Source organism: Luteibacter sp. 22Crub2.1, from assembly GCF_900167995.1.
Classification (GTDB): Bacteria; Pseudomonadota; Gammaproteobacteria; order Xanthomonadales; family Rhodanobacteraceae; genus Luteibacter; species Luteibacter mycovicinus.
In genome coordinates this window covers 213,211-235,367 of sequence record NZ_FUYT01000007.1, presented here as the reverse complement: position 1 = coordinate 235,367, position 22,157 = coordinate 213,211, and the positions used below count along the sequence as shown (strand labels likewise).

Below are 22,157 nucleotides of genomic sequence, written 5' to 3'. Positions count from 1 at the left end.
CCGATGCCCGCACTTCCCGAGCGCATGCAGTCCGGTACGCCGCATCCCCTTGGCGCCACCTGCGACGGCATGGGAACGAATTTCGCGGTGTTCTCCGCCCACGCGGAGCGCATCGAACTGTGTCTGTTCGATCCATCCGGTAAGCGCGAGATCGCGCGATACGACCTCCCCGAATGTACCGATGAGGTGTTTCATGGCTACCTGCCACGTGTACGTGGCGGGATGCTTTACGGTTTCCGGGCGTATGGTCCGTATGAGCCGGAAGAGGGACACCGGTTCAATCCGAACAAGCTGTTGCTGGATCCTTACGCCCGCCTGCTCCATGGACAGGTTCGCTGGTCCGATGCGCTTCACGGCTACCGTGTGTCCTCGCCACGCGCGGATCTGTCGTTCGATCGTCGCGACAGCGCCGCGGCGATGCCCAAGGCGGTCGTGGTCGACGAGCCGATGCACTGGACGCAGAACAATCGCCCGCATACCCCCTGGAATGAGACGGTCATTTACGAGACCCATCTCAAGGGGATAACGCGAACGCTCAAGCGTATCCGGCCGCACGAGCGCGGCACCTTCATCGCGCTGGCCGATCCTTACGTCATCGACTATCTGGTCAAGCTGGGGATCACGGCCGTCGAACTGCTGCCCGTGCATGCGTTTCTTCAGGACCGGCGTCTCGCCGAGATGAAGCTGCGCAATTACTGGGGTTACAACACGCTGTCGTTCTTCGCTCCGGAACCGGCGTATCTTGCCGAAGGTGCGCTCAACGAGATCCGTGCCGCGGTGCAGGCGCTGCATGCGGCGGGCATCGAGGTGATCCTGGATGTGGTCTACAACCACACCTGCGAGGGCAGCGAACTGGGCACCACCATGTCCTTCCGGGGCCTGGACAACAAGAGCTACTACCGTCTGATGGCGGACAACCCGCGCTATTGCATCAACGACACAGGAACGGGCAATACGGTCAATACGGCGCACCCGCGTGTGCTGCAGATGGTGATGGACTCACTGCGCTACTGGGTCCAGACCTTTCATGTGGACGGCTTCCGCTTCGATCTCGGCGTCAGTCTGGGACGCGAAGAGCATGGGTTCGACCCCTGTTGCGGCCTGTTCGATGCCATGCGGCAGGATCCGGTGCTGGCCAACGTCAAACTTATTTCAGAGCCGTGGGACATCGGTCCAGGCGGTTACCAGCTGGGCAATCATCCGCCGGGCTTTGCCGAGTGGAACGGCAAGTTCCGTGACGATATCCGGAAGTTCTGGAAAGGCGACTCGAACATGCGCGGCGCGCTTGCGGGTCGGCTTCAGGCGTCTGGCGAGCTCTTCGACCACCAGAAGCGCAAGCCGTGGGCATCGGTCAATTTCATCACGGCGCACGACGGTTTCACGCTGGAAGACCTGGTCAGTTACAACGACAAGCACAACGATGCCAACGGCGAAGAAAACCGTGACGGTGGCAACGACAACGAAAGCTACAACCACGGTGTCGAAGGGCCGAGCGACGATCCCTCCATCCGTACCCAGCGCGACCGGCAGAAGCGCGCGATGCTGGCGACGATGTTCTTCTCGCACGGCACGCCGATGCTGCTCGGTGGCGACGAGTTCGGTCGCACGCAGAGCGGCAACAACAATGCCTATTGCCAGGACAACGAGTTGTCCTGGTACGACTGGAAGCTGGCCAGTTCGGATCCGGGTCGCGAGTTGTCCGAATTCGTTTCCCGCCTGATACGCCTGCGCGAACAACATCCCACCTTGCGGGCCGCGCACTTCCTGCGGGGCGACAAGGAGGTCGCGCCCGGCATGCGCGAAGTCGTGTGGTTCGACGAAAGCGGCGCCGAAATGACGCTGGAGACCTGGGGTTATACCGAGGGGCGCCTGCTGGCCTTGCGGCGCGCCCAGGCGTACGGAGAGAAACGAGCCGACGTGACGCTGATTCTGATCAATGCCACGCCTGAGACGCATGTTTTCCACCTTCCGCAGCCCGCCGCCAACTGGCGCCTGCGTTGCAACACTGCCGCGCCCCTGGCGCCGGAGCTACCGTGGACCGAGCCGACGATCGAAGTGGAGGGACGGAGCGTCCTGTTGCTGGCAGCGACAGTGCGGACCGAACCCGCGTGAGCGCGCGTTACGTACATGCCATGCCTTATGGCGTGAAGCCGTTGGGCGAGGGCAAGGCGCGCTTCCGTCTGTGGGCACCCGATGTCGACAGCGTGTCGATCGAGTGCGATACCGGGCACACGTCGACGATGCGTGCGCTGGACGATGGCTGGTTCGAATGCATCTGCCCCGCGGAGATTGGATCGGGCTACCGCTTTCGTCTGCCGGATGGCACAGCGGTACCCGACCCCGCGTCGCGCCGGCAGCGAGGCGGCGATGTGCACGGCTTCAGTGTGGTGACCGATCCGCAGGCCTTCGAGTGGCGGAACGGCGCCTGGCAGGGGCGTCCCTGGCAGGACACCGTGATCTACGAATTGCATGTCGGTGCGCTGGGCGGCTATCACGGTGTGGAAATGGTGCTGCCGCATCTCGCCTCGCTGGGCATCACGGCCTTGGAGCTCATGCCGATCGCCGAATTCCCCGGTGAGCGGAACTGGGGATACGACGGCGTCCTACCATATGCCCCGACGGACGCGTTCGGCTCACCCGAAGACCTCAAGTCGCTGATCGACACAGCGCACGGCCTCGGCCTGATGGTGTTTCTCGATGTCGTCTACAACCATTTCGGTCCCGACGGCAATTATCTGGGCGCCTACGCATCACCGTTTTTCGATGGCTCCGTACATACTCCCTGGGGCGCGGCGATTGGCGTGTCCACGCCGCAGGTCGGCGACTTCTTCGTGCACAATGCGCTTTACTGGCTCGAGGAATTCCGCTTCGACGGCTTGCGCTTCGACGCGGTGCACGCGATAGGCAATCCCGGTTGGCTGGGCTCGCTCGCCGCGCGCGTGCACGGCGCCATGGGACCGGACCGTCATGTGCACCTGATTCTGGAGAACGAGGCGAACCAGGCCAGCCTTCTCGGCAGGGGACGCTTCGATGCGCAATGGAACGACGACTTTCACAATGCCCTGCACGTGCTGCTGACGGGTGAGGCCGAGGGTTACTACGCGCACTACGAAGCGCCGATGCCCAAGCTTCTGCGCAGCCTGCAGGAGGGCTTCGTTTTTCAGGGCGAGCCGATGGGCGGCAAGCGTCGCGGCGAATCGAGCGCTCATCTGCCGCCGTCGCGCTTCGTCAACTTCCTGCAGAATCACGACCAGGTGGGCAACCGTGCGTTCGGCGACCGCCTGACGACGCTGATTGACGCCGAGACGATGGAGGCCGCGCTGGCCCTCCTGCTGCTTGCGCCTTTCGTCCCTATGCTGTTCATGGGAGAGGAGTGGGCCAGCCGCACGCCGTTTCTCTTCTTCACCGATTTCCAGGATGAGGACCTTCGCAAGGCGGTGCGCGACGGTCGGCGTCGCGAGTTCGAGGCATTCACGAGCTTCGGCGGCGAGGAGATTCCCGATCCGAACGACTACGACACGTTCACCGCGTCCATTCCCAACCGTGAGGAAGGAGCGGGTGAAGCGCGCCGGCAACTGGTTCGCGAACTGATCGCCCAGCGGCACAAGCACGTCGCTCCGCACATAGGCGATGCCAGGGCGGCGGGAGCGGAGGCAGTCGGCGACCGCGCCTTTACCGCCGCATGGAAACTGGGACCGGCGACGCTTACCTTGTACGTCAACCTCGGCGACGCCGACGTCACGATCCAGCGGCCACCATCGGCGTCCGCGGCATGGCTCCATGGCGATGCCGCGGATATCGCTTCCGTTTCGCGCGGCCTGCTTCCTGCTCGCCGTACCGTCGCCTGCCTGGAGTCCTGAGCCGTGAACGCCCCCCTCGACGATCGTCTCGCTTTGCTTGCCGAACAGGCTGGCATCGATGTCGACTGGCGCGACGCGCTGGACCGCCCGCAGACCACGCCGGCCAGCACGCTTCGTGCCGTGCTTCGCGCGATCGGCCTGCCTGCGGACAACGCCGATGATGTTTCCTCGAGCCTGAATCTGCTCGAGCAGGAGCGCAGCGGCCGACGACCGCCGCGCATGATTACCGCCGATGCGGGCGCACAGGTAGCCATTCCGCCCGTACCGCGCGGTCGCGTGTGGAAGCTGCTGGACAGCGAAGGCGGCCAGGTGGCCGAGGGCGCGTTGCCGTCGGGCGAGGCTGGTATTGCGGCGCCCTCGACACCCGGCTATTACACGTTGATGCTCGACGACGACGAGGTGACGCTGGCGATCGCACCGCCGCGAACCTTTGGCGTCGGCGACGTCGCCGGTACGCGCCGACCCTGGGGCATGGCCGTGCAGATGTCCGCGCTCCGTCGCCCCGGCGATGGCGGCTTCGGCGATTTCACGGCGCTTGAGCTTTGTGCGCGCGCCGCGGCGGAAAAAGGCGCGGATGCGCTCGCGATCAGCCCGTTGCATGCATTGTTCGCCGCCGCTCCCGAGCGTTACAGCCCCTACGCGCCGTCGAGCCGCCTGTTTCTCAACGGTCTGTATGTCGACCCGGTGAAAACCAGTGGTGAGCAGACCGTTCGCGCGGTGATCGACACGCACAACCTGCGTCAGGAACTGGCCGAACTCGAATGGCTCGAGCTGATCGACTGGCCGCGCGCGGCCCGTGCGCGTATGACCATTCTGCGGTCGTTGTTCGAATGGGCGTCGGTGGATCTTGCCCACTCGGAGCGTTTCAGCGCTTTCAGGCGGGAGCAGGGCGAGCCGCTCGAGCGGCACGCACGTTTCGAGGCGCTGCATGGGCATTTCACCGCACATGGCCGGCCCGGTGGCTGGCAGGGCTGGCCCACGGAATTCCACGACCCGGCCGGCAACGAGGTCGCTTCGTTCGTGCGCGAGCATGGTCGCGAAGTGGCCTTTCACGCCTGGCTGCAGTGGCTGGCCGCGCAAGGGCTCGAAGGTGCGCAGAAAGCGGCGCGTGACGCGGGCATGGCGATCGGCCTCGTCGCCGACCTCGCCGTGGGGGCGGACTCGGGTGGCAGCCATGCGTGGGCGCATCAGGCGGAGATGCTGCGCGGCCTGTCGGTGGGGGCACCACCGGACGCGCTGAACCGGCTGGGACAGGACTGGGGTCTGACGACGTTCTCCCCGCGTGGCCTGCGCGAAACCGGTTTCCGTGGCTTCATCGGCATGTTGCGTGCGGCGCTCGCGCACTCGGGCGGTGTCCGCATCGATCACGTGCTCGGCCTGAAACGCCTGTGGCTGGTCCCGCACGGCGCCGGCGCCACCGAGGGGGCCTATCTGCGCTACCCGCTCACCGACATGCTGCGGCTGATCGCACTCGAGTCGCATCTGCACCGCGCCGTCGTCATCGGCGAGGACTTGGGCACCGTACCCGCCGACTTCCGTCATGCCATCGCCGATAAGGGCGTGCTCGGTATTCGCGTGCTGTGGTTCGAGCGTGCATCGGACGGCGGTTTCGTGTCGCCACGCGAATGGTCGGACAATGCCATGGCGACGACGAGCACCCACGATGTCTCGACCGTGGCGGGATGGTGGAGCGGGCGCGATGTCGATTGGCGTAAGCGCACCGGCCTGGACGATCCCGCTGTCGACGAAGCGGCGCAGCGTGAGAAGGAACGCGCGGCGCTGTGGCGTGCGATGTGCGCGTCGGGCTCGGCCTGGAACGAGGATGCGCCACCCGCGACGGACGATATTTCTCCTGTCGTGGTCGCGGCGGCGCGCCACGTGTCTCAGGCGCCCGCACCGCTGGCGATCTTCCCCGTGGAGGACATCCTCGGCCTGCATGAGCAGCCGAATCTTCCGGGCCCCACCGATGCCATTCATCCGAACTGGCGGCGGCGCATGCCCGACTCGTCCACCCGCCTGTTCGATGGCCCGATTGCCAACGCGGTCTGCGCGGCGATCGACAAAACCCGGAACCGGACATGAGCCCGCCGCGCGCGCTGGCTCGCCTGCAGTTCCATGCGGGCTTCACTCTGGACGACGCGGTCGGCGTCGTCGGCTATTACGCCCGGCTGGGTGCGAGTCACCTCTACGCGTCGCCGATCCTTAAGGCGCGTGCGGGTTCGACGCATGGCTACGACGTGGTCGACTGCCACGAGGTCAACCCAGAGATCGGCGGTGAGGACGCGTTGCGCCGTCTGGTCGCCGCCCTGCGCGAGCACGGCATGGGTCTCGTGGTCGACATCGTGCCGAACCACATGGGCGTCGGCACCGAGAACGCCTGGTGGATGGACGTGCTGCGGAACGGGCGTGAGAGCAGTTACGCGGGTTACTTCGATATCGAATGGACCGCGCCGGATCCGCTGATTCGCGGTCGCGTGCTCTTGCCGATCCTCGGTGCCGGTTACGAGGAAACCTTGCAGTCGGGGCATCTGCGCCTGCGCCGTCGCGGCGATACCTGGATGTTGGGCATCTACGACGATCGTCTTCCGCTGTCGCCAGCCTCCGTTGCCGGACTGGGCGATGACGCGGTCGACGAGCACGACCCATCGACGGAGACGGGCAGGGCGAAGCTGCATGCTCTGATCGAAAAGCAGCATTACCGGCTTGCGTTCTGGAAGCTGGCCAGCGACATGGTCAACTACCGTCGTTTCTTCGACATCAACGAACTGGCGGGTCTTCGCATCGAGCGAACCGCGGTGTTCGAGGACACGCACAAGACGATTTTCCGTCTTTACGCCGAAGGGCTGATCGATGGCGTGCGCTGCGACCATGTGGACGGTCTCGCCGATCCGCGTCGCTACTGCCGGCAGTTGCGCCACCGGCTGGAAACGCTGCGTACGCAACGGCCATCCTCCGCGCCGCACGACGCCGCTTATCTCGTCGTCGAGAAGATCCTGGCCGAAGACGAAGATCTCCGGCTGGACTGGCGCACCGACGGCACCACGGGCTACGAGTTCATGGACCAGGTCTCGGCCGTCCTGCACTGTCAGCGTGGCGAAGCGCCACTTACCGAACTGTGGCGCAAGCTCACCGGTGAGTCGGCGGACTTCGGCACGCAGGCGGTGCGGGCACGCCGTCAGATTCTGGTCGACAGCTTCGAATCCGAGCTCGATCGCACCGCACGAGCGCTGTTCACGGCCGCACGCGCCAACGTCGCCACGCGCGACGTGTCGCTGGCGGCGGTCCGCCGGGTGATCGTCGAGCTGCTGGTGCACTTCCCTGTCTACCGCACGTATGCGGGTGGCGCGGGGCGAGACGCCATCGACGACGTCTTCTTCGCCCGGGCGGTGGAAGGCGCTTCACGGACCCTGCGGCTCGAAGACAGTGATCTGCTGCAGCTCGTGTCATTGTGGCTTGGCGGGGAAGCGCCCCGATCGCTGCCACCGGGTCCCGTACGCCGGGCACGCGAGCGCGCCATCGCGGTGTTCCAGCAGGCGACCTCGCCGGTGGCGGCCAAGGCCGTCGAAGACACCGCCGGCTATCGCTACGGTCGCCTGCTCTCGCGTAACGAGGTGGGTGTCGACGCCGGGCGTATGGCCATGTCGATGGAAGACTTCCATGCGCGCTGTGCGATGCGTGCCGATACCTTGCCGCACAACCTGCTGGCGACGGCGACGCACGACCACAAACGTGGCGAAGATCTGCGCGCCCGGCTGGCGGTACTGTCCGAGGTAAGCGAACGCTGGGTCGTTACCGCGGAGCGCTGGCGTGTTCGCCACGCGGACTTCCGGCAACGGGCGGATGGGCGCATGGCGCCTTCGGCGGGCGATGAGCTGATGCTTTACCAGATGCTGGTCGGCGCCTGGCCTCTGCACCTGTCGCCCGACGATACCGACGGCGTCGAGCGGTTCGCCTCGCGTATCGCCGCCTGGCAGCGCAAGGCGCTGCGTGAGGCCAAGCGCTGGACGCGCTGGACGTCGCCCAACGAGCCTTACGAAGATGCCTGCGAAGACTTCCTGCGGACGATCCTGTCCAGCGATGTCGCGGCGGAGCTGGCGGCTTTCGCCAATTACATCGCCTCGCCTGGCGCGGCCAACGGGTTGGCCCAGACCGTTCTGCGACTGACGACGCCCGGTGTGCCCGACCTCTACCAGGGTACGGATTACTGGGACTTCAGTCTGGTCGATCCCGACAACCGGCGACCGGTCGATTTCCTGGCGCGCGCCGCCTCCCTGGAACTGGCGGAGACCCCCTTCGAGGCATTGACGCACTGGCGCGACGGCGCGATCAAGCAGTCGGTGATCGCCCGGCTCCTGGCGACGCGCCGCGAGCACCCGGAGCTGTTTGCCCGCGGCAGCTACCGCGCCCTGGCGGTGGAAGGCCCCGCCTCGGAGCATGTTCTTGCGTTCGTCCGCGAGCATCGCGGGCAGCGCCTGTTCATCGCGGTCGCCCGGCACACGGCGGAATGGATCGCTGGCAGCGACGCGCCAGCGATCGGCGCCGACCACTGGGAGGGTACGTCGTTGACCCTTCCTGATGGGCGCTGGATGAGTATTTTCGGGGAAGGGCGGGTCGACGGCGGGCCGATCGAGGTAGCCACGCTTTTTGGCGAATTGCCGGTAGCGGCGTGGCTGGCGCAGCGCGCTTCCTAGCAGTCACCGGTAGCGTGCCCCGCCGAACCGAGTTATCCGGTGAGCGCCGGTTCGGTGGGAACTTCCCTCGTCAGGGCGGCCGGGGCCCCCTGAGACCGCCATCAGCCCGTCCCCTCGGCCCCTAACGACCTGACCAGTGCGACGTATTCCTCTTGCGCCTGCGCCTGTGGCATCCCCGTCAGCTTCACCCAGGCCTCGTACTTGGCCGTGCCCACGAAATCGAAAAAGCCCGGTTTCGGCCCCACGGCGTCGCCCTCGGAGCCCTGTTTGTAGAGGGCGTAGATCCGCAGCAGCGTGTCATTGTCCGGCCGACGCCCCAGACGGGTGATGTCCAGGTAAGCCTGCTCGAACTGGCTCCGGAGGTCGTCGGACATGGAAGGGCGCCTGGTCGATCGTTCGGGCGCTTGTAGCATGCACGGACGGGCGCGTCCATGCGCCGACTGCCGGGCGCCGACGCGATATCATGCCCGTTTCGCGAACGAGGTTTCCCCATGGCCCCATCGGCTGCTGCTCCTGTCCTGACCATCGACGGGCCCTCGGGCTCGGGCAAGGGCACCATCAGTCGCCTGGTGGCGGAGAAACTCGGCTGGCACCTGCTGGACTCCGGCGCCCTCTACCGGGCGGTGGGCTACGCGGCGGGCGAGGAGGGGATCGATCTGTCCGATGTCGACGCGGTCACCCGCTGCGCTCAGACCGTGAAGATCCGCTTCAAACCCAGTCCCAGTGGCGATGAGACCTACATTCTGGTCAACGGCCACAACGCCACGGACGAGCTGCGGACCGAGACGGCCGGGGCCGCGGCCTCGGCCATCGCGGTGATCCCCAGCGTCCGCCAGGCCCTGGTGGACATGCAGCACGGCTTCCGCAAGGCCCCGGGGCTGGTCGCCGACGGCCGGGATATGGGGACGGTGATTTTCCCGGATGCGGCGCATAAGTTCTTCCTCACGGCCAGTGCCGCCGAGCGCGCGAAAAGGCGCTATAAGCAGTTGAAGGATAAGGGGCTGAGCGTTACACTTGCCGTCCTTCAACGAGAGATCGAGGCTCGCGACGAGCGTGACGCGTCGCGGCTCGTGGCCCCGTTGAAGCCCGCCGAGGGCGCCGTGGTGATCGATACCACCGGCATGCCGATCGACGTGGTGGTGGAACGAGTATTCGCCGTGGTGCGTCCGTAAGGGCGCATCCGGCACGACCCCCGCGCAGTGTGCGCGGGATATTGGCAACGGCGCGGAGCGGCCCCATAACGGCCCTCTTATTGCGCCCACAACCGGTGGGTCCCCTGTCCGCACGCGTTCATTGATGTTACGCAGGCGCCGGGTACGACCTTTCATAACCCTGGAATCAACATGACTGAAAGTTTTGCCGAACTGTTTGAACAGAGCCAGCAGGCCATTTCGAAGCTGAAGCCCGGCTCCATCGTCACGGGTATCGTTGTGGAAATCCGCAACGACGTGGTGGTGATCAACGCCGGCCTGAAGAGCGAAGGCATCGTCCCCATTGAGCAGTTCAAGGACGAGAACGGCGCGCTCGAAGTGGAAGTGGGCGACGAAGTCAAGGTCGCGCTCGATGCGCTCGAGGACGGCTTCGGCGAGACCAAGCTCTCCCGTGAGAAGGCCAAGCGTTCGATGGTGTGGGACGACCTCGAGCAGGCGTTCGACAAGGAAGAGACCATCACCGGCAAGATCTCCGGCAAGGTCAAGGGCGGCTTCACGGTCGACATCAAGGACGTCCGCGCATTCCTGCCGGGCTCGCTGGTCGATGTGCGTCCGGTCCGTGACCCGGTTTACCTCGAGGGCAAGGACCTCGAGTTCAAGATCATCAAGCTCGACCGCAAGCGTAACAACGTCGTCGTCAGCCGCCGCGCGGTTGTCGAGACCGAGTTCTCGGAAGAGCGCGAGAAGCTCCTCGAGCGCCTGACCGAAGGTGCCGTCGTCAAGGGTGTGGTCAAGAACCTCACCGATTACGGCGCATTCGTCGACCTCGGCGGCATCGACGGCCTGCTCCACATCACCGATATGGCGTGGAAGCGCGTGCGTCACCCGTCGGAAGTGGTCAACGTCGGCGACGAGCTGGACGTCCGCGTCCTCAAGTACGACCGCGAGCGCAACCGCGTTTCGCTCGGCCTCAAGCAGCTCGGCGACGACCCGTGGGTCGCCATCGCCCGCCGTTACCCGGTCGGCAGCCGTCTGTTCGGCAAGGTCTCCAACGTCACCGATTACGGCTGCTTCGTCGAGATCGAGCCGGGCGTCGAAGGCCTGGTGCACGTCTCCGAAATGGACTGGACCAACAAGAACGTCAACCCGGCCAAGGTCGTGCAGGTCGGTGACGAGACGGAAGTCATGGTCCTCGACGTGGATGAAGAGCGTCGTCGTATCTCCCTCGGTATCAAGCAGACCCGCTCGAACCCGTGGGAAGCCTTCGCCGCCATGCACAAGAAGGGCGACAAGGTTTCCGGTCAGATCAAGTCGATCACCGATTTCGGTATCTTCATCGGTCTGGAAGGCGGCATCGACGGTCTCGTCCACCTGTCCGACATCTCCTGGCAGGCTTCGGGTGAAGACCTCGTTCGCAACTTCAAGAAGGGCGACGAAGTCGAAGCCGTGGTTCTGGCGGTCGATCCGGAACGTGAGCGCATCTCCCTCGGCATCAAGCAGATGGAGCAGGATCCGTTCGGTCAGTTCATGGCCACGAATCCGCGCGGCACCATTCTGAATGGCACCGTGAAGGAAGTGGACGCGAAGGGTGCGGTCATCGACCTCGGTGAAGGCGTCGAGGGCTACATCCGCGCCAACGACATCGCCAAGGAGCGCGTGGAAGATGCCACGACGCACCTGAAGGTCGGCGATGCCGTCGAGGCGAAGTTCACCGGTATGGATCGCAAGGGCCGTCAGCTCCAGCTGTCGATCCGTGCGAAGGACGAAGAGGACGTGGCTGACGCCATGGCCGATTACGCTTCGGCTGCCGGTGGTACGACCAAGCTCGGCGCTCTCCTCAAAGAGCAGATGAACAAGGCCGACTAACCGTCGGGCGAGGGGCGGTTCGCCGCCCCTCGCTGTTTGCTTGACAGGAACCAGGGGACCCATGACAAAGTCGGAACTGATCGAGGCGCTGGCGCGGCGCCAGACCCACCTTGCGTTCAGCGACGTGGAACTCGCCGTCAAGAGCGTGCTCGAACAGATGAGCCATGCCCTGTCCACGGGTGAGCGCATCGAGATCCGCGGCTTCGGCAGCTTTGCGCTGCACTTCCGTCCGCCGCGCATGGGGCGTAACCCCAAGACCGGCGAAGCGGTTGCCCTACCGGGTAAGCACGTGCCACATTTCAAGCCTGGCAAGGAATTGCGCGAACGCGTAAACCTCGTCGAGGAAACCAACGCCGCGCTCTGACGCGGCGTTTTTTTTGGTCGCGGGGCAGGGCGGACTTCGTCGTGCCGCCTGGCGTCCATCGGGGACGACATTCCGGTCCGGCCAACCTGTATGAAAGGCCAACCGCGCCGCACCATCGCGTTCACGATTCGGGTACAGTCCGGGAATGCGCCTTCTTGTCATACTTTTCCTATTGCTTTTCGTCGCCGTGGGCGTCGTGTTCGGTGCGCTGAACGCCGATCTCGTGACCTTCGATTTCGGCTTCGCCAGAGGCTCCCTGCCCAAGGGCGGCACGATCCTCGCCGCCGTGCTCGTGGGCTGGATTCTGGGCGGACTCACCGCCTGGCTCGGCACGTCGTTCGCCCATCGGCGCCTGCGCCGTCGCGAGCGCAAGGAACGCAAGGTAGGCAGCGCGACGACCGCATGAATCCGATCTGGTTGCTGGCGCTCGTTCCGCCCCTGGCCTTCGCCAGCGGCTGGTGGTTTGCCCGGCGTACTCATACGCGACGCTCCGGCGAGCGAGTCAATGAGCTTTCCTCCGATTACTTCCGGGGCCTGAACTACCTTCTCAACGAGGAGCAGGACAAGGCGCTGGAAGTGTTTCTGCGTCTGGCGGAATACAACCGGGACACGGTCGAGACCCATCTCGCGCTGGGTAACCTGTTCCGCAAGCGCGGCGAGGTGGATCGGGCGATTCGTCTCCACCAGCACCTGGTATCCCGGCAGGGTCTTTCGGACGAAATGAAGACGGTGGCCTTGCTCGAGCTGGGTGAGGACTACATGCGGGCGGGCTTGCTGGATCGCGCTGAGACCCTGTTTTCCGACCTGGTCGCGATGGATGCGCTGGCACCGTCGGCCCTCCGGCATCTGATCGCGATCTACCAGCACGAGCGCGAATGGCATAAGGCCATCGACCACGCGCGTCGGCTCGAAACCATGACGAGCGAAGACGAGTCGGCGATGATCGCGCAGTTCTACTGCGAGCTGGCCGAACAGTCGCGGCAGCATGGCGCCCGTACCGAGGCCCGTGAGTACATCCGGGAAGCGTTCGCGTGCCAGAACGACTGCGTCCGCGCGCACATGATCGCGGGTCGTCTCTCTTCGGAGGACGACGATCTGCCGGGCGCCATCGGCTCCTACGAAGCCGCCATCGCCGCCGACATCGCCTTCGTTCCCGAGATTCTGCCGCCGCTGCTCAACTGCTACGCGCGTTCCCAGCAGATGGACCGCGCCGAGACCTTTCTGCGCGAGATCATGGAGCGCTATCACGGTATCTCACCGGTGCTGGCTCTCACCCGTTTGTACGAGGGCAGGGACGGCGAACGGACGGCCATCGACTTCCTGACCGGGCAGCTGCGCAAGCGTCCGTCGGTGCGTGGCCTGATGGCGCTGATCGACGCGACCATGGATAAGGTCTCCGGCGAGGCCCGCGAGAACTACCTGATCCTGCGCGACCTCACCCGTAAGCTGCTCGAGGGGCAGGCGATGTATCGCTGCAGCCGCTGCGGCTTCGGCGCCAAGGCCCATCATTGGCAGTGCCCGAGCTGCAAGAGCTGGGGTACGGTCAGGCCCATCCATGGCGTCGCCAACGAATGACGCCCGTCCTCAGTATCGGTCCGACTCTCGTCGCCTGTGTCCTGGCCGCGTTCGTCGTCTCCTTCGCTTCGGTCCGCGCCACGATTGCCTATGCCCATCGACGCGGCATGCTCGACGAGCCGGGGCGCAGGCGCTCGCACATCATCCCGACCCCTCGCGGGGGCGGCATCGGGATCGTGCTCGGCGCTCTGGCGGGCATGCCGGCAGGACTGCTTTTGTTGCCTGTCTCGCCAGGGGCTGCGACGGTTGGCGCCTTTTCCGTGGCGACGATCGCCATCGCCGGCATTGGCTGGCTGGACGATCACGGTTCACTGCCGATCAAGCCGCGCCTGTTGATTCAGCTGGCGGCGACCCTGCTGCTGTGCGTGGCCGTGGCGTCATCCACGGCGAGCCTCTGGTGGGCGCTGCCCCTGCTGCTGGCGGGCGTCTGGTGCGTCAATCTGCATAATTTCATGGACGGCATCGACGGCCTGGCCGCGCAGCAGGCCGTCTTCTTCGGTGCCGCCTCCGCCGCCCTTGCCTGGTCGGCCGGCAGCCCGGCCATGGCCGGTGCGGGGTTGGCCATGGCCGCGGCATCGCTGGGCTTCTGGTGTTTCAACCGGTCGCCGGCCCGTATTTTTATGGGGGACGTCGGCAGCGCCACCCTCGGCCTCATGGTCTTTGCCCTGTCGGCCATGCTCTGGGCCTGGCGCACGAACCTGCTCTGGCCGGCGCTGATCTTCTCGTCGGCGTTCGTCATCGACGCGACTTTGACGCTGCTCGTGCGAATGCTGCGCGGTGCGCGCTGGTACACTCCGCACCGCGAACACCTTTACCAGTGGCTCGTGAGGCGGGGTTCGTCACATCGAAGGGTAGCCCTGTGCTACCTCGCATGGAACGTTCTCGTCTGCGTTCCCGTCGCATGGATCGCGTTCCGCTACCCGGCGGTGGCGCCCGTGTGTTTCGGGGCGACATACGTGTTGGGGGCAGCGGTCTGGCGTACTGGCAAGCGTTACGGCTTGCGTCGAAGGGAGCGACATGTTTCTGCGTAAGTTCATCGGCATCATTCATCCACGTACGGCGGTCGTCGCGCACGATCTGGCCATGGCGGCGCTCGCCTGGTGGATTGCAAAAACGCTGCGCTATGCGCTGATGCCGGATCTGGCACCGGTCTCGTACCTGCCGATGGAATTTCCCATCGTGTTGCTGGTACAGGGTGCGGTGTTCAACTGGACAGGCCTTTATAAAGGCGTCTGGCGCTTCGCCAGTCTGCCCGATCTCTGGAACATCATCCGCGCGACCGTCATCGGCGCCCTGATCATCGGCCTGGCCATGGTCATGTACGCGCGTCTCGACGGCGTGCCACGCTCGGTCCTGCTCGTCTATCCGGTCGTGCTGGTGGTGCTGCTCGGCGTCCCACGCCTCAGCTACCGCTTCTGGAAGGACAGCCGTATCGACCTGTTCCAGTCGGCGCCGACCAAGCGCGTGCTGATCGTGGGCGCCGACCGTGCGGGTGAGGCGCTGTCGCGCGATCTGCGTCGCGACAGCCGCTACAGCGTCATCGGCTTCGTCGACGACAACCTCGCCCTGCGCGGCGCGCAGATCGGCGGCATCCCGGTGCTGGGCACCGTCGATCAGCTGGCCGAGTTGTCGAAGGCCGTCGCGGTCCAGATGCTGCTGATCGCGGTACCGGGCGCCACGACCGCGCAGATGCGTCGCATCGTCGCCTTCTGCGAAAGCACCGGCCTGCCATTCCGTACGGTGCCCCGCCTCGAGGACGTGGTTGCCGGGCGTGCCCAGTTCAACGAAATCAAGGAAGTCGCCATCGAGGATCTTCTCGGCCGCGACGCCGTGGAACTCGACTGGACGGCCATCCGCGAGAACATCAGCGGCGGTCGTGTGCTGGTCACCGGCGGTGGCGGATCGATCGGTTCGGAGCTTTGCCGTCAGGTCGCGCGCCTCGGCGCCGCCTCACTGACCGTGGTCGAGATGTCCGAATACAACCTGTATCGGATCGGCCAGGAGCTGACCTCGGCCTACCCGGAACTGATCTTCAACGGCGTGCTGGCCGATGCCCGCGATGCCACGGCGATCAATCGCCTGTTTCAGGAAACCCAGCCGCAGATCGTCTTCCACGCGTCCGCCTACAAGCACGTCCCCATGTTGCAGGGTCAGCTGCGCGAGGCGTTCCGCAACAACGTGCTCGGCACACGCGTGGTAGCCGACGCCGCCGTGCGCTGTGGTGCCGCATCGTTCGTGCTGATCTCCACCGACAAGGCGGTCAATCCGACGTCGGTGATGGGCGCCTGCAAACGCATGGCGGAAATCTGGTGCCAGAACCTCGCGGCGCATACCTCTACACGTTTCATTACGGTTCGCTTCGGTAATGTTCTGGATTCCGCCGGTTCGGTGGTCCCATTGTTCCGCCGGCAGATTCGCCAGGGTGGTCCGGTGACGATCACCCACCCGGAGATCTCGCGCTACTTCATGACCATTCCCGAGGCCTGCCAGCTGATTCTTCAGGCGGCGACCCTCGGCAAGGGTGGCGAGATCTTCGCGCTCGACATGGGTGACCCGGTGAAGATCCGCGATCTGGCTGAACAGATGATCCGTCTGGCAGGCAAGCGTCCCGGCTCTGACATACAGATTGTTTATACGGGTCTTCGCTCGGGTGAGAAGCTGTTCGAAGAATTGTTTCACCCGTTGGAGAATTATACGAGCACGACCCACGCGAAGATTTTTCAGGCGCAGCATCGCCAGGTCTCGTGGGAAATGCTTCAGGTTCAGCTGGCCAGGGCCGAAGAGGCCGTGGCGGCGTTCGATGAAGAAACCCTGCGTCGGTGCGTGTCGCAGCTGTTGCCTTCGTTCCGCTGGAGCGAGCCGCAGAGCGACAACGTGCTGCCGCTACGCCGCAACGAAAGTGGAGACATCGCATGACCCAACCCCTGCGCAAGGTCGTATTTCCCGTCGCTGGCCTCGGTACGCGCTTCCTCCCGGCGACCAAGGTGGTGGCGAAGGAAATGCTGCCGGTGCTCGATCGGCCGTTGATCCAGTACGCCGTGGACGAGGCCGTGGACGCCGGTGCCGACACGCTGGTGTTCGTCACCAACCGTTACAAGCACGCCATCGCGGACTACTTCGACAAGGCTTACGAGCTGGAAGAGAAGCTGGCCGAAAAGCACAAGGATGAGCTGCTGGAAATCCTTCGCGGCATCCTTCCGCGTCACGTACGCTGCGTCTTCGTGACCCAGCCCGAAGCTCTGGGTCTGGGCGACGCCGTCGCGCGTGCCCAGGCCGTCGTCGGTGACGAGTACTTCGGCGTGGTGCTGCCGGACGATCTGATCTGGTCGCGTGGCAAGGGTGCGCTTCGCCAGATGGCCGAGGCGGCTTTCGAGCACAAGGCCGGCGTCATCGCGGTGGAAGATGTTCCGGCCACCGACACCGACAAGTACGGCATCGTGGATGCGCTGGAGAAGGTCAACGACCGGACCACCATCATCAAGACGATGGTTGAAAAGCCGAAGCCGGAAGACGCTCCGTCGACGCTGGGCGTGGTCGGCCGTTACGTGCTGCCGCCGCAGATCTTCGATTACCTGAAGAACACCCGCCCGGGCGCAGGTAACGAAGTCCAGCTGACCGACGCGATCGCCAATTACCTCAAGGACGAAGGCAAGGTGCTCGCCTATCGTTTCTTCGGCGATCGCTACGACTGCGGTAACAAGGCGGGCCTCGTTCGCGCGACGCTGGCTATGGCGATGGAAGATCCGAAGCTCGCCCCGATCGTCCGCGAGTTCGCCAACAAGCCGTAAGGCGACGTCGGTACCCGCAGATAAGCCCGCACTGCTGTGCGGGCTTATTTTTTTTGTGAGCACCGGAACCGCGATCGCATCGTTACGTAACGCCGTTACGTGCGTAAGATCCCGCGATCGCGCATCCCGCGCGGCATCCCATCAGGAGTTAAACCATGGCGGAAGCCGAATTTGTCAGCGACCCGAGCCTCAACGCGAAGTGGAATACGCGCTTCGCTTTCTTCGAGCGTTTCGGCGGTCCCAGTTCTCCGCAGTACAAGGCGGAGCTGAAGAAGCTTCCCTTCAGACAGAAGCTCATCGTCAACGGTAACTTCTTCGCGTTCTTCTTCGGGCCGATCTACTTCTTCATTCTGGGTCTCTGGAAGAAGGCCCTGGTGATCCTCGGTCTCGAAGTCGCCATCATCATCGCGCTGATGATCTTCAATGCACCCGATGGTTTCTACCGCGGCGTCGGCACGGGTTTCAACGTGTTCTACATGCTGGTCGCCAACTACGCCTACTACCTGAAGCGGGTGAAGGGTCAGGACAACTGGAGCCCGTTCGAGGGCATGCGTCTCTGACGACGGACGTCTGCCGCTTCCGGCAGGAGCCAGCCCTGCTGGCGATGGGTGCTTGCGACAGGGCCCATCGCCGACAAGGTTGGCTCCCTCCAGAGCCATGGCATCGGCAGGGTTGCTGGCTTACTTGATCGGTAGCGTCGGCAGGAACTTCGGGCGCTGGTAGGCCTGGGCTTTTTGCTCGACGCCGTAAGCGATGCCGATCAACGTCGGCTCGCTCCATTTCGTGCCGAAGAAGACGACACCCACGGGTAGCTCGTGCGCGAACTCCACCGGCAGGGTGATCGACGGATACCCGGCGATGGCCGCGGGAGCGGAAACCCCGCCAACGGTAGGATCGCCGCTGACCACATGGTCACCAAGCACCAGATCGTTGACGAACGCCGGGCCCCAGCTCGGCGCGAGCAGGGCGTCGAGGTGGTCTTTTGCCAATGCCGCATCGATGCCTTCCGGACCCGCGAGACGCTGGTTGCGATCGCGCATCTCGATGTACTTCGGATCGGTGGTGTCGCCCTTGTCCTGCGCCTGCAGGAACAGTTCCTGCCCGAACCACGGCATCTCCTTCGCGGCTTCGCGATTGTTGAACGCGATGAGGTCGGTGAGGTTCTTCATCGGCTGATCGGGCCGGCTGGCGAGATATGCGTCGATCCCGTGTTTGAACTCATAAAGCAGTACGTCGATCTCGTGTTCGCTCAGTTCCTTCAGGTGAGGGATCTCGACGTTGTCGACCACCGTCGCGCCTTGTGCTTTGAGTAGCGCGATGGTGTGTTCCAGCGCGCGATCCGCGTTCGGCTCGATACCCGCCAGCTGACGCGCCACGCCGATGCGCTTGCCACGCAGCGCGTTCGGATCGAGGAACTTCGTGTAGTCGGTGGCGTGCTTGTCCGCGTCCTTCGTGGCCGGGTCGCGCGGGTCACTGCCGGCGATGGCGCCGAGCACCGCCGCCGCGTCGGCCACGCTGCGTGCCATCGGCCCCGCGGTGTCCTGGCTGCTGGAGATGGGGATGATGCCGGTTCGGCTGACGAGGCCTACCGTGGGCTTGATGCCGACCAGTCCCGTCATCGACGCAGGGCAGATGATCGAGCCGTCGGTCTCGCTGCCGATCGCCACGGTAGCGAGGCCTGCCGCGACGGCGGCGCCTGAGCCCGCGCTGGAACCGCAGGCGTTGCGGTCCAGGACGTAGGGGTTGAGGGTGAGGCCGCCGCGCCCGGTCCATCCGCTGGTCGCATGGTTGGAGCGCATGTTGGCCCATTCGCTGAGGTTGGTCTTGCCGAGGATCACGGCACCGGCCTTGCGCAGCTTCGCCGCCACGGCGGAATCGTGAGGCGCGGGCTTCGTCGCCAGGGCCAGCGAGCCAGCCGTGGTGAGCATGCGGTCGCCGGTGTCGATGTTGTCCTTCAGCAGGATCGGGATGCCCGCCAGCGAGCCTTTGCGCGGCGCCTTGCCGGCGATGGACAGTGCGTCCGGATTGACGTCGAGCACGGCGTTGATCGACGGCCCGGCCTTGTCGAGCGTCTCGATACGATGGAGGAAGAGTCGGGTCATGCCCGCCGGCGTCAACGCACCCGTGGCATAGGCTTGCCGCAGGGTCGCGATGGAGGCGAAGGCGTCATCGTCACCGGCGTCGCGCGCTTTGGCTGCACCGCAGCTCGAACTGAGTACGAGCGCCGCGGCGAGCGCGGCCGGCCTGATCCCTACATGCTGCATATGTCTTTTCCCCCTGGCGACGCGGTGATGGCTGAGGCCAATCTACCCCAAGTCGCCCGTGGCTATACTGGCCCGATGCCTCGTCAGCCAGGGAGTGCCCATGCGTCGTCTCCTCAGCCGGTTCGCCGCTGCCGCTATCGCCTGTTTCGCCATATCCGTCGGGGCGGAGGACGCGCCGACCGTACCCGACACGTTGCTGCAACGTATCGCGGCATGCACGAGCTGCCACGGAGTGCACGGGGAGGGTGGCGATAACGGCTTCAACCCACGACTCGCCGGCAAGCCGGCGGGCTATCTGCACCGGCAGATGCAGGATTTTCAGAAGGGTCTGCGTCACTACCCGATCATGGAGTACACCGTCGCTCCGCTGAGCGACGAATACATGCGCGAGATCGCCGACTACTTCGCCGCGCAGCAGGTGCCTTATACGAAGCAGCCGGCCCCCGCGATGTCGCCCCAGGCGACCGCACGCGGGGAGGAGCTGGTGACGCGCGGTGACCCGGCGCGCGGCGTGCCTGCCTGCATGGCGTGTCACGGCGCCAACCTTACGGGCGTGCAACCCGATATTCCCGGGCTGGTAAATCTGCCGTACGACTACATCAGCGCGCAGCTGGGTTCCTGGCGTACGAATACCCGCAACACCATCGCGCCCGACTGCATGGCGACGATCGTCAGTCGCCTCAGCGATGCCGATATCAGCGCGGTGTCGGCATGGCTGGCGACCCGACCGGTCCCTGCGGACGCGCATGCCGAGGTGGCGGGAAGCGTGACCCCACCCATGCGCTGCGGCGTGCTCGGAGGCTGAGTCGATGGCACTGACGAACCGACTCATCGCTTTTCTTGCCTTGGCTTTCGCGGCAGGCGTCGTCCCGGCCAGCGACCTCGTCGAACGAGGTCGTTACCTTACCCTGGCCGGTGACTGCGCCTCTTGCCACACGACGCGCGGCGGGGCGCCGTTTTCAGGCGGACGGGTGATCGGTACGCCGTTCGGTGCGATCCCCGCACCCAACCTCACGCCCGACCGGGACACCGGCCTCGGTGCGTGGAGCGCGGACGATTTCTACCGTGCGATGCACAACGGGAAGGGGCACGACGACCGCTCGTTTTATCCTGTCTTCCCCTTCACGTCGTATACGAAGGTCACGCGTGCCGACACCGATGCCATCTTCGCTTACCTGAAATCGCTGCCGCCGGTGAAGCGCGCTTCCATCGAGCCGATGTTGCGCTGGCCTTACAGCATGCGGTCGCTGATCGCTTCGTGGCGGCTGTTGTATTTCGACGAAGGCGAGTTCGTCCATGACCCGAAGCGGTCCGCCGCGTGGAACCGCGGCGCTTATCTGGTGCAGGGCCTTGGCCATTGCAACGAGTGTCACGCGAACCGCAACGCGTTCGGCGCGATGGTGTCGGAGCCGTATCTTGCCGGAGGCATCATTCCGGTACAGAACTGGTACGCGCCGGATCTGTCGATGGGCCCCAACGGCGGGCTGGCGGGATGGAGCGAAGCCGATGTGGTCGCGCTGCTGAAGACCGGACGCTCAGCGAAAGGTACGGCGTTCGGACCCATGGCGGAGGTGGTTCTGCAGAGTACGCAGCACCTGACCGACGACGACCTCGCCGCGATGGCGACGTACCTCAGGTCATTGCCGGAACGCGATCCTCCCGCGCAACGCGAGTCGGCCGCCAACGCTCGCGATCTCGCACGCACCGGTCAGAAGGTCTACGTCGAACAATGCGCGGACTGTCATGGCGTCGACGGTCATGGCAAGGGCGATGCGTACCCGCCGCTCGACCTTAACGCTTCGGTGACCGAACCTACGGGTATCAATGCGATCCGCATGGTGCTGAGCGGTGGATTCGCTCCGGCGACGCGCGACAATCCACGCCCGTATTCGATGCCACCATTCTCGCAGAAGCTCAGCGACGATGACGCCGCCGCGGTGGTGACCTATATCCGCCAGGCCTGGTCGAACAAAGCGGCGTCGGTGTCGCCGAATGACGTGCGCGCTTACAAGTCGACGCCGGGCGGCTGAGCACGCACGACGTCCGCCAGCTCCTGCCACAGACCGACGTCCCAGGAGCGGCGGGCCTGTCCGGAGGGCGAAGGCAAGACGAACACCATGGTGTCGCCGATGTTCGTTGGCTGTCGCCCGTAGGTCGCCTGCCTGCCGAGTGCATGGCGTCCGGCATGCTTGCTGGTAAAGGCAAGTACGCGGGGAGCGAAGCGAAGGACCTTGGCACGCAGCGCGTCGATATCGAAAGCCTCCCGCGGCAGCTCGTTGTCGTTGCCGAAGTGAAATTTCGACAGGTCGGTCAGGCCGATACCGAAGCCCGGCATCGACGGATATTCGGACGGTGCGAGGAGGCGCGGCGTCAGACCGACCGCGTGCACCGTGCGCCAGAACATGTTGCCCGGATGCGCGTAATAGGCATGCTCCCGTGCCGACCGCGTACCCGCGGCGGTGCCACAGAACACCAGAGCGAGCCCCGGTTCCAGGACATCGGGGAGCACGAAAGCAGGGTTGTCGGCGGCGGTCATTTCGCTACTTTACCTTTACATTGCTGCGTCACAACAAAACGTGGACATCCGGGGGCTTAGGC

General features: G+C 65.0%; 18 protein-coding genes. 15 read left to right on the top strand and 3 right to left on the bottom strand.

From position 1 onward, the window contains the following. Positions 1–3: 3 nt before the first annotated feature. The 4 genes from glgX to treY are packed head-to-tail and all read left to right on the top strand — an operon-like array spanning position 4 to position 8,551. A complete protein-coding gene (gene glgX, locus B5X73_RS09590) occupies positions 4–2,112 on the top strand; it encodes a glycogen debranching protein GlgX (protein WP_079521492.1) in 2,109 nt (702 codons plus the stop codon). Next, positions 2,109–3,860, top strand: a complete 1,752-nt coding sequence (gene treZ, locus B5X73_RS09585) for a malto-oligosyltrehalose trehalohydrolase (RefSeq protein ID WP_217699758.1) — start codon at positions 2,109–2,111, stop codon at positions 3,858–3,860. Before glgX ends, treZ begins: the two co-directional genes overlap by 4 nt. Positions 3,861–3,863: 3 nt before the next feature. After that, positions 3,864–5,942, top strand: a complete 2,079-nt coding sequence (gene malQ, locus B5X73_RS09580) for a 4-alpha-glucanotransferase (protein ID WP_079521491.1) — start codon at positions 3,864–3,866, stop codon at positions 5,940–5,942. Continuing rightward, positions 5,939–8,551 (top strand): malto-oligosyltrehalose synthase, encoded by a 2,613-nt coding sequence (treY, locus tag B5X73_RS09575; protein ID WP_079521490.1) that lies wholly within the window; start codon positions 5,939–5,941, stop codon positions 8,549–8,551. Before malQ ends, treY begins: the two co-directional genes overlap by 4 nt. 101 nt (positions 8,552–8,652) lie before the next feature. On the opposite strand, the gene B5X73_RS09570 is transcribed toward treY, so the two are convergent. Continuing rightward, positions 8,653–8,925 carry an acyl-CoA-binding protein gene (locus B5X73_RS09570; RefSeq protein WP_079521489.1) on the bottom strand — a complete coding sequence of 91 codons (273 nt, stop codon included), beginning with the start codon at positions 8,923–8,925 and terminating at the stop codon, positions 8,653–8,655. A 117-nt stretch (positions 8,926–9,042) separates the two neighbouring features. Between B5X73_RS09570 and cmk the strand changes: the two genes are divergently transcribed. The 9 genes from cmk to B5X73_RS09525 all read left to right on the top strand — a co-directional run bounded on the left by cmk (position 9,043) and on the right by B5X73_RS09525 (position 17,855). After that, positions 9,043–9,723 carry a (d)CMP kinase gene (gene cmk / locus B5X73_RS09565; RefSeq protein ID WP_079521488.1) on the top strand — a complete coding sequence of 227 codons (681 nt, stop codon included), beginning with the start codon at positions 9,043–9,045 and terminating at the stop codon, positions 9,721–9,723. Positions 9,724–9,894: 171 nt separating this feature from the next. Continuing rightward, positions 9,895–11,568 carry a 30S ribosomal protein S1 gene (rpsA, locus tag B5X73_RS09560; protein ID WP_036113984.1) on the top strand — a complete coding sequence of 558 codons (1,674 nt, stop codon included), beginning with the start codon at positions 9,895–9,897 and terminating at the stop codon, positions 11,566–11,568. A 61-nt stretch (positions 11,569–11,629) separates the two neighbouring features. Next, complete coding sequence (locus B5X73_RS09555) at positions 11,630–11,932, top strand: integration host factor subunit beta (RefSeq protein WP_036113981.1); 303 nt, start codon at positions 11,630–11,632, stop codon at positions 11,930–11,932. Positions 11,933–12,077: 145 nt separating this feature from the next. Beyond that, positions 12,078–12,338, top strand: a complete 261-nt coding sequence (locus B5X73_RS09550; RefSeq protein ID WP_043693444.1) for a lipopolysaccharide assembly protein LapA domain-containing protein — start codon at positions 12,078–12,080, stop codon at positions 12,336–12,338. After that, positions 12,335–13,507: a lipopolysaccharide assembly protein LapB gene (gene lapB / locus B5X73_RS09545; RefSeq protein WP_079521487.1), complete on the top strand. Its 1,173-nt coding sequence runs from the start codon at positions 12,335–12,337 to the stop codon at positions 13,505–13,507. The genes B5X73_RS09550 and lapB overlap by 4 nt, the downstream gene beginning before the upstream one ends. Further along, positions 13,504–14,538: an MraY family glycosyltransferase gene (locus B5X73_RS09540; RefSeq protein WP_079521486.1), complete on the top strand. Its 1,035-nt coding sequence runs from the start codon at positions 13,504–13,506 to the stop codon at positions 14,536–14,538. Before lapB ends, B5X73_RS09540 begins: the two co-directional genes overlap by 4 nt. Continuing rightward, the gene (locus B5X73_RS09535) at positions 14,525–16,423 is read left to right on the top strand and encodes a polysaccharide biosynthesis protein (RefSeq protein ID WP_036113973.1); all 1,899 of its coding nucleotides are present in this window, start codon (positions 14,525–14,527) and stop codon (positions 16,421–16,423) included. The genes B5X73_RS09540 and B5X73_RS09535 overlap by 14 nt, the downstream gene beginning before the upstream one ends. After that, positions 16,420–17,295: a UTP--glucose-1-phosphate uridylyltransferase gene (locus tag B5X73_RS09530; RefSeq protein ID WP_036113970.1), complete on the top strand. Its 876-nt coding sequence runs from the start codon at positions 16,420–16,422 to the stop codon at positions 17,293–17,295. The genes B5X73_RS09535 and B5X73_RS09530 overlap by 4 nt, the downstream gene beginning before the upstream one ends. 155 nt (positions 17,296–17,450) lie before the next feature. Next, entirely contained in the window at positions 17,451–17,855 is a 405-nt protein-coding gene (locus B5X73_RS09525; protein WP_036113966.1) for a DUF2628 domain-containing protein, read from the top strand. 120 nt (positions 17,856–17,975) lie between these two features. On the opposite strand, the gene B5X73_RS09520 is transcribed toward B5X73_RS09525, so the two are convergent. Further along, positions 17,976–19,559, bottom strand: a complete 1,584-nt coding sequence (locus B5X73_RS09520) for an amidase (protein ID WP_079521485.1) — start codon at positions 19,557–19,559, stop codon at positions 17,976–17,978. Between the two features lie 100 nt (positions 19,560–19,659). Here B5X73_RS09520 and B5X73_RS09515 point away from each other — a divergent pair, with 100 nt between their 5' ends. Further along, the gene (locus tag B5X73_RS09515) at positions 19,660–20,364 is read left to right on the top strand and encodes a c-type cytochrome (protein WP_036113959.1); all 705 of its coding nucleotides are present in this window, start codon (positions 19,660–19,662) and stop codon (positions 20,362–20,364) included. 4 nt (positions 20,365–20,368) lie between these two features. Further along, complete coding sequence (locus tag B5X73_RS09510) at positions 20,369–21,589, top strand: cytochrome c (RefSeq protein WP_079521484.1); 1,221 nt, start codon at positions 20,369–20,371, stop codon at positions 21,587–21,589. Here B5X73_RS09510 and B5X73_RS09505 read toward each other — a convergent pair. Further along, on the bottom strand, positions 21,565–22,095 hold the full coding sequence (locus B5X73_RS09505; RefSeq protein WP_079521483.1) for a mismatch-specific DNA-glycosylase: 531 nt from the start codon (positions 22,093–22,095) through the stop codon (positions 21,565–21,567). The genes B5X73_RS09510 and B5X73_RS09505 overlap by 25 nt on opposite strands. Positions 22,096–22,157: the final 62 nt, after the last annotated feature.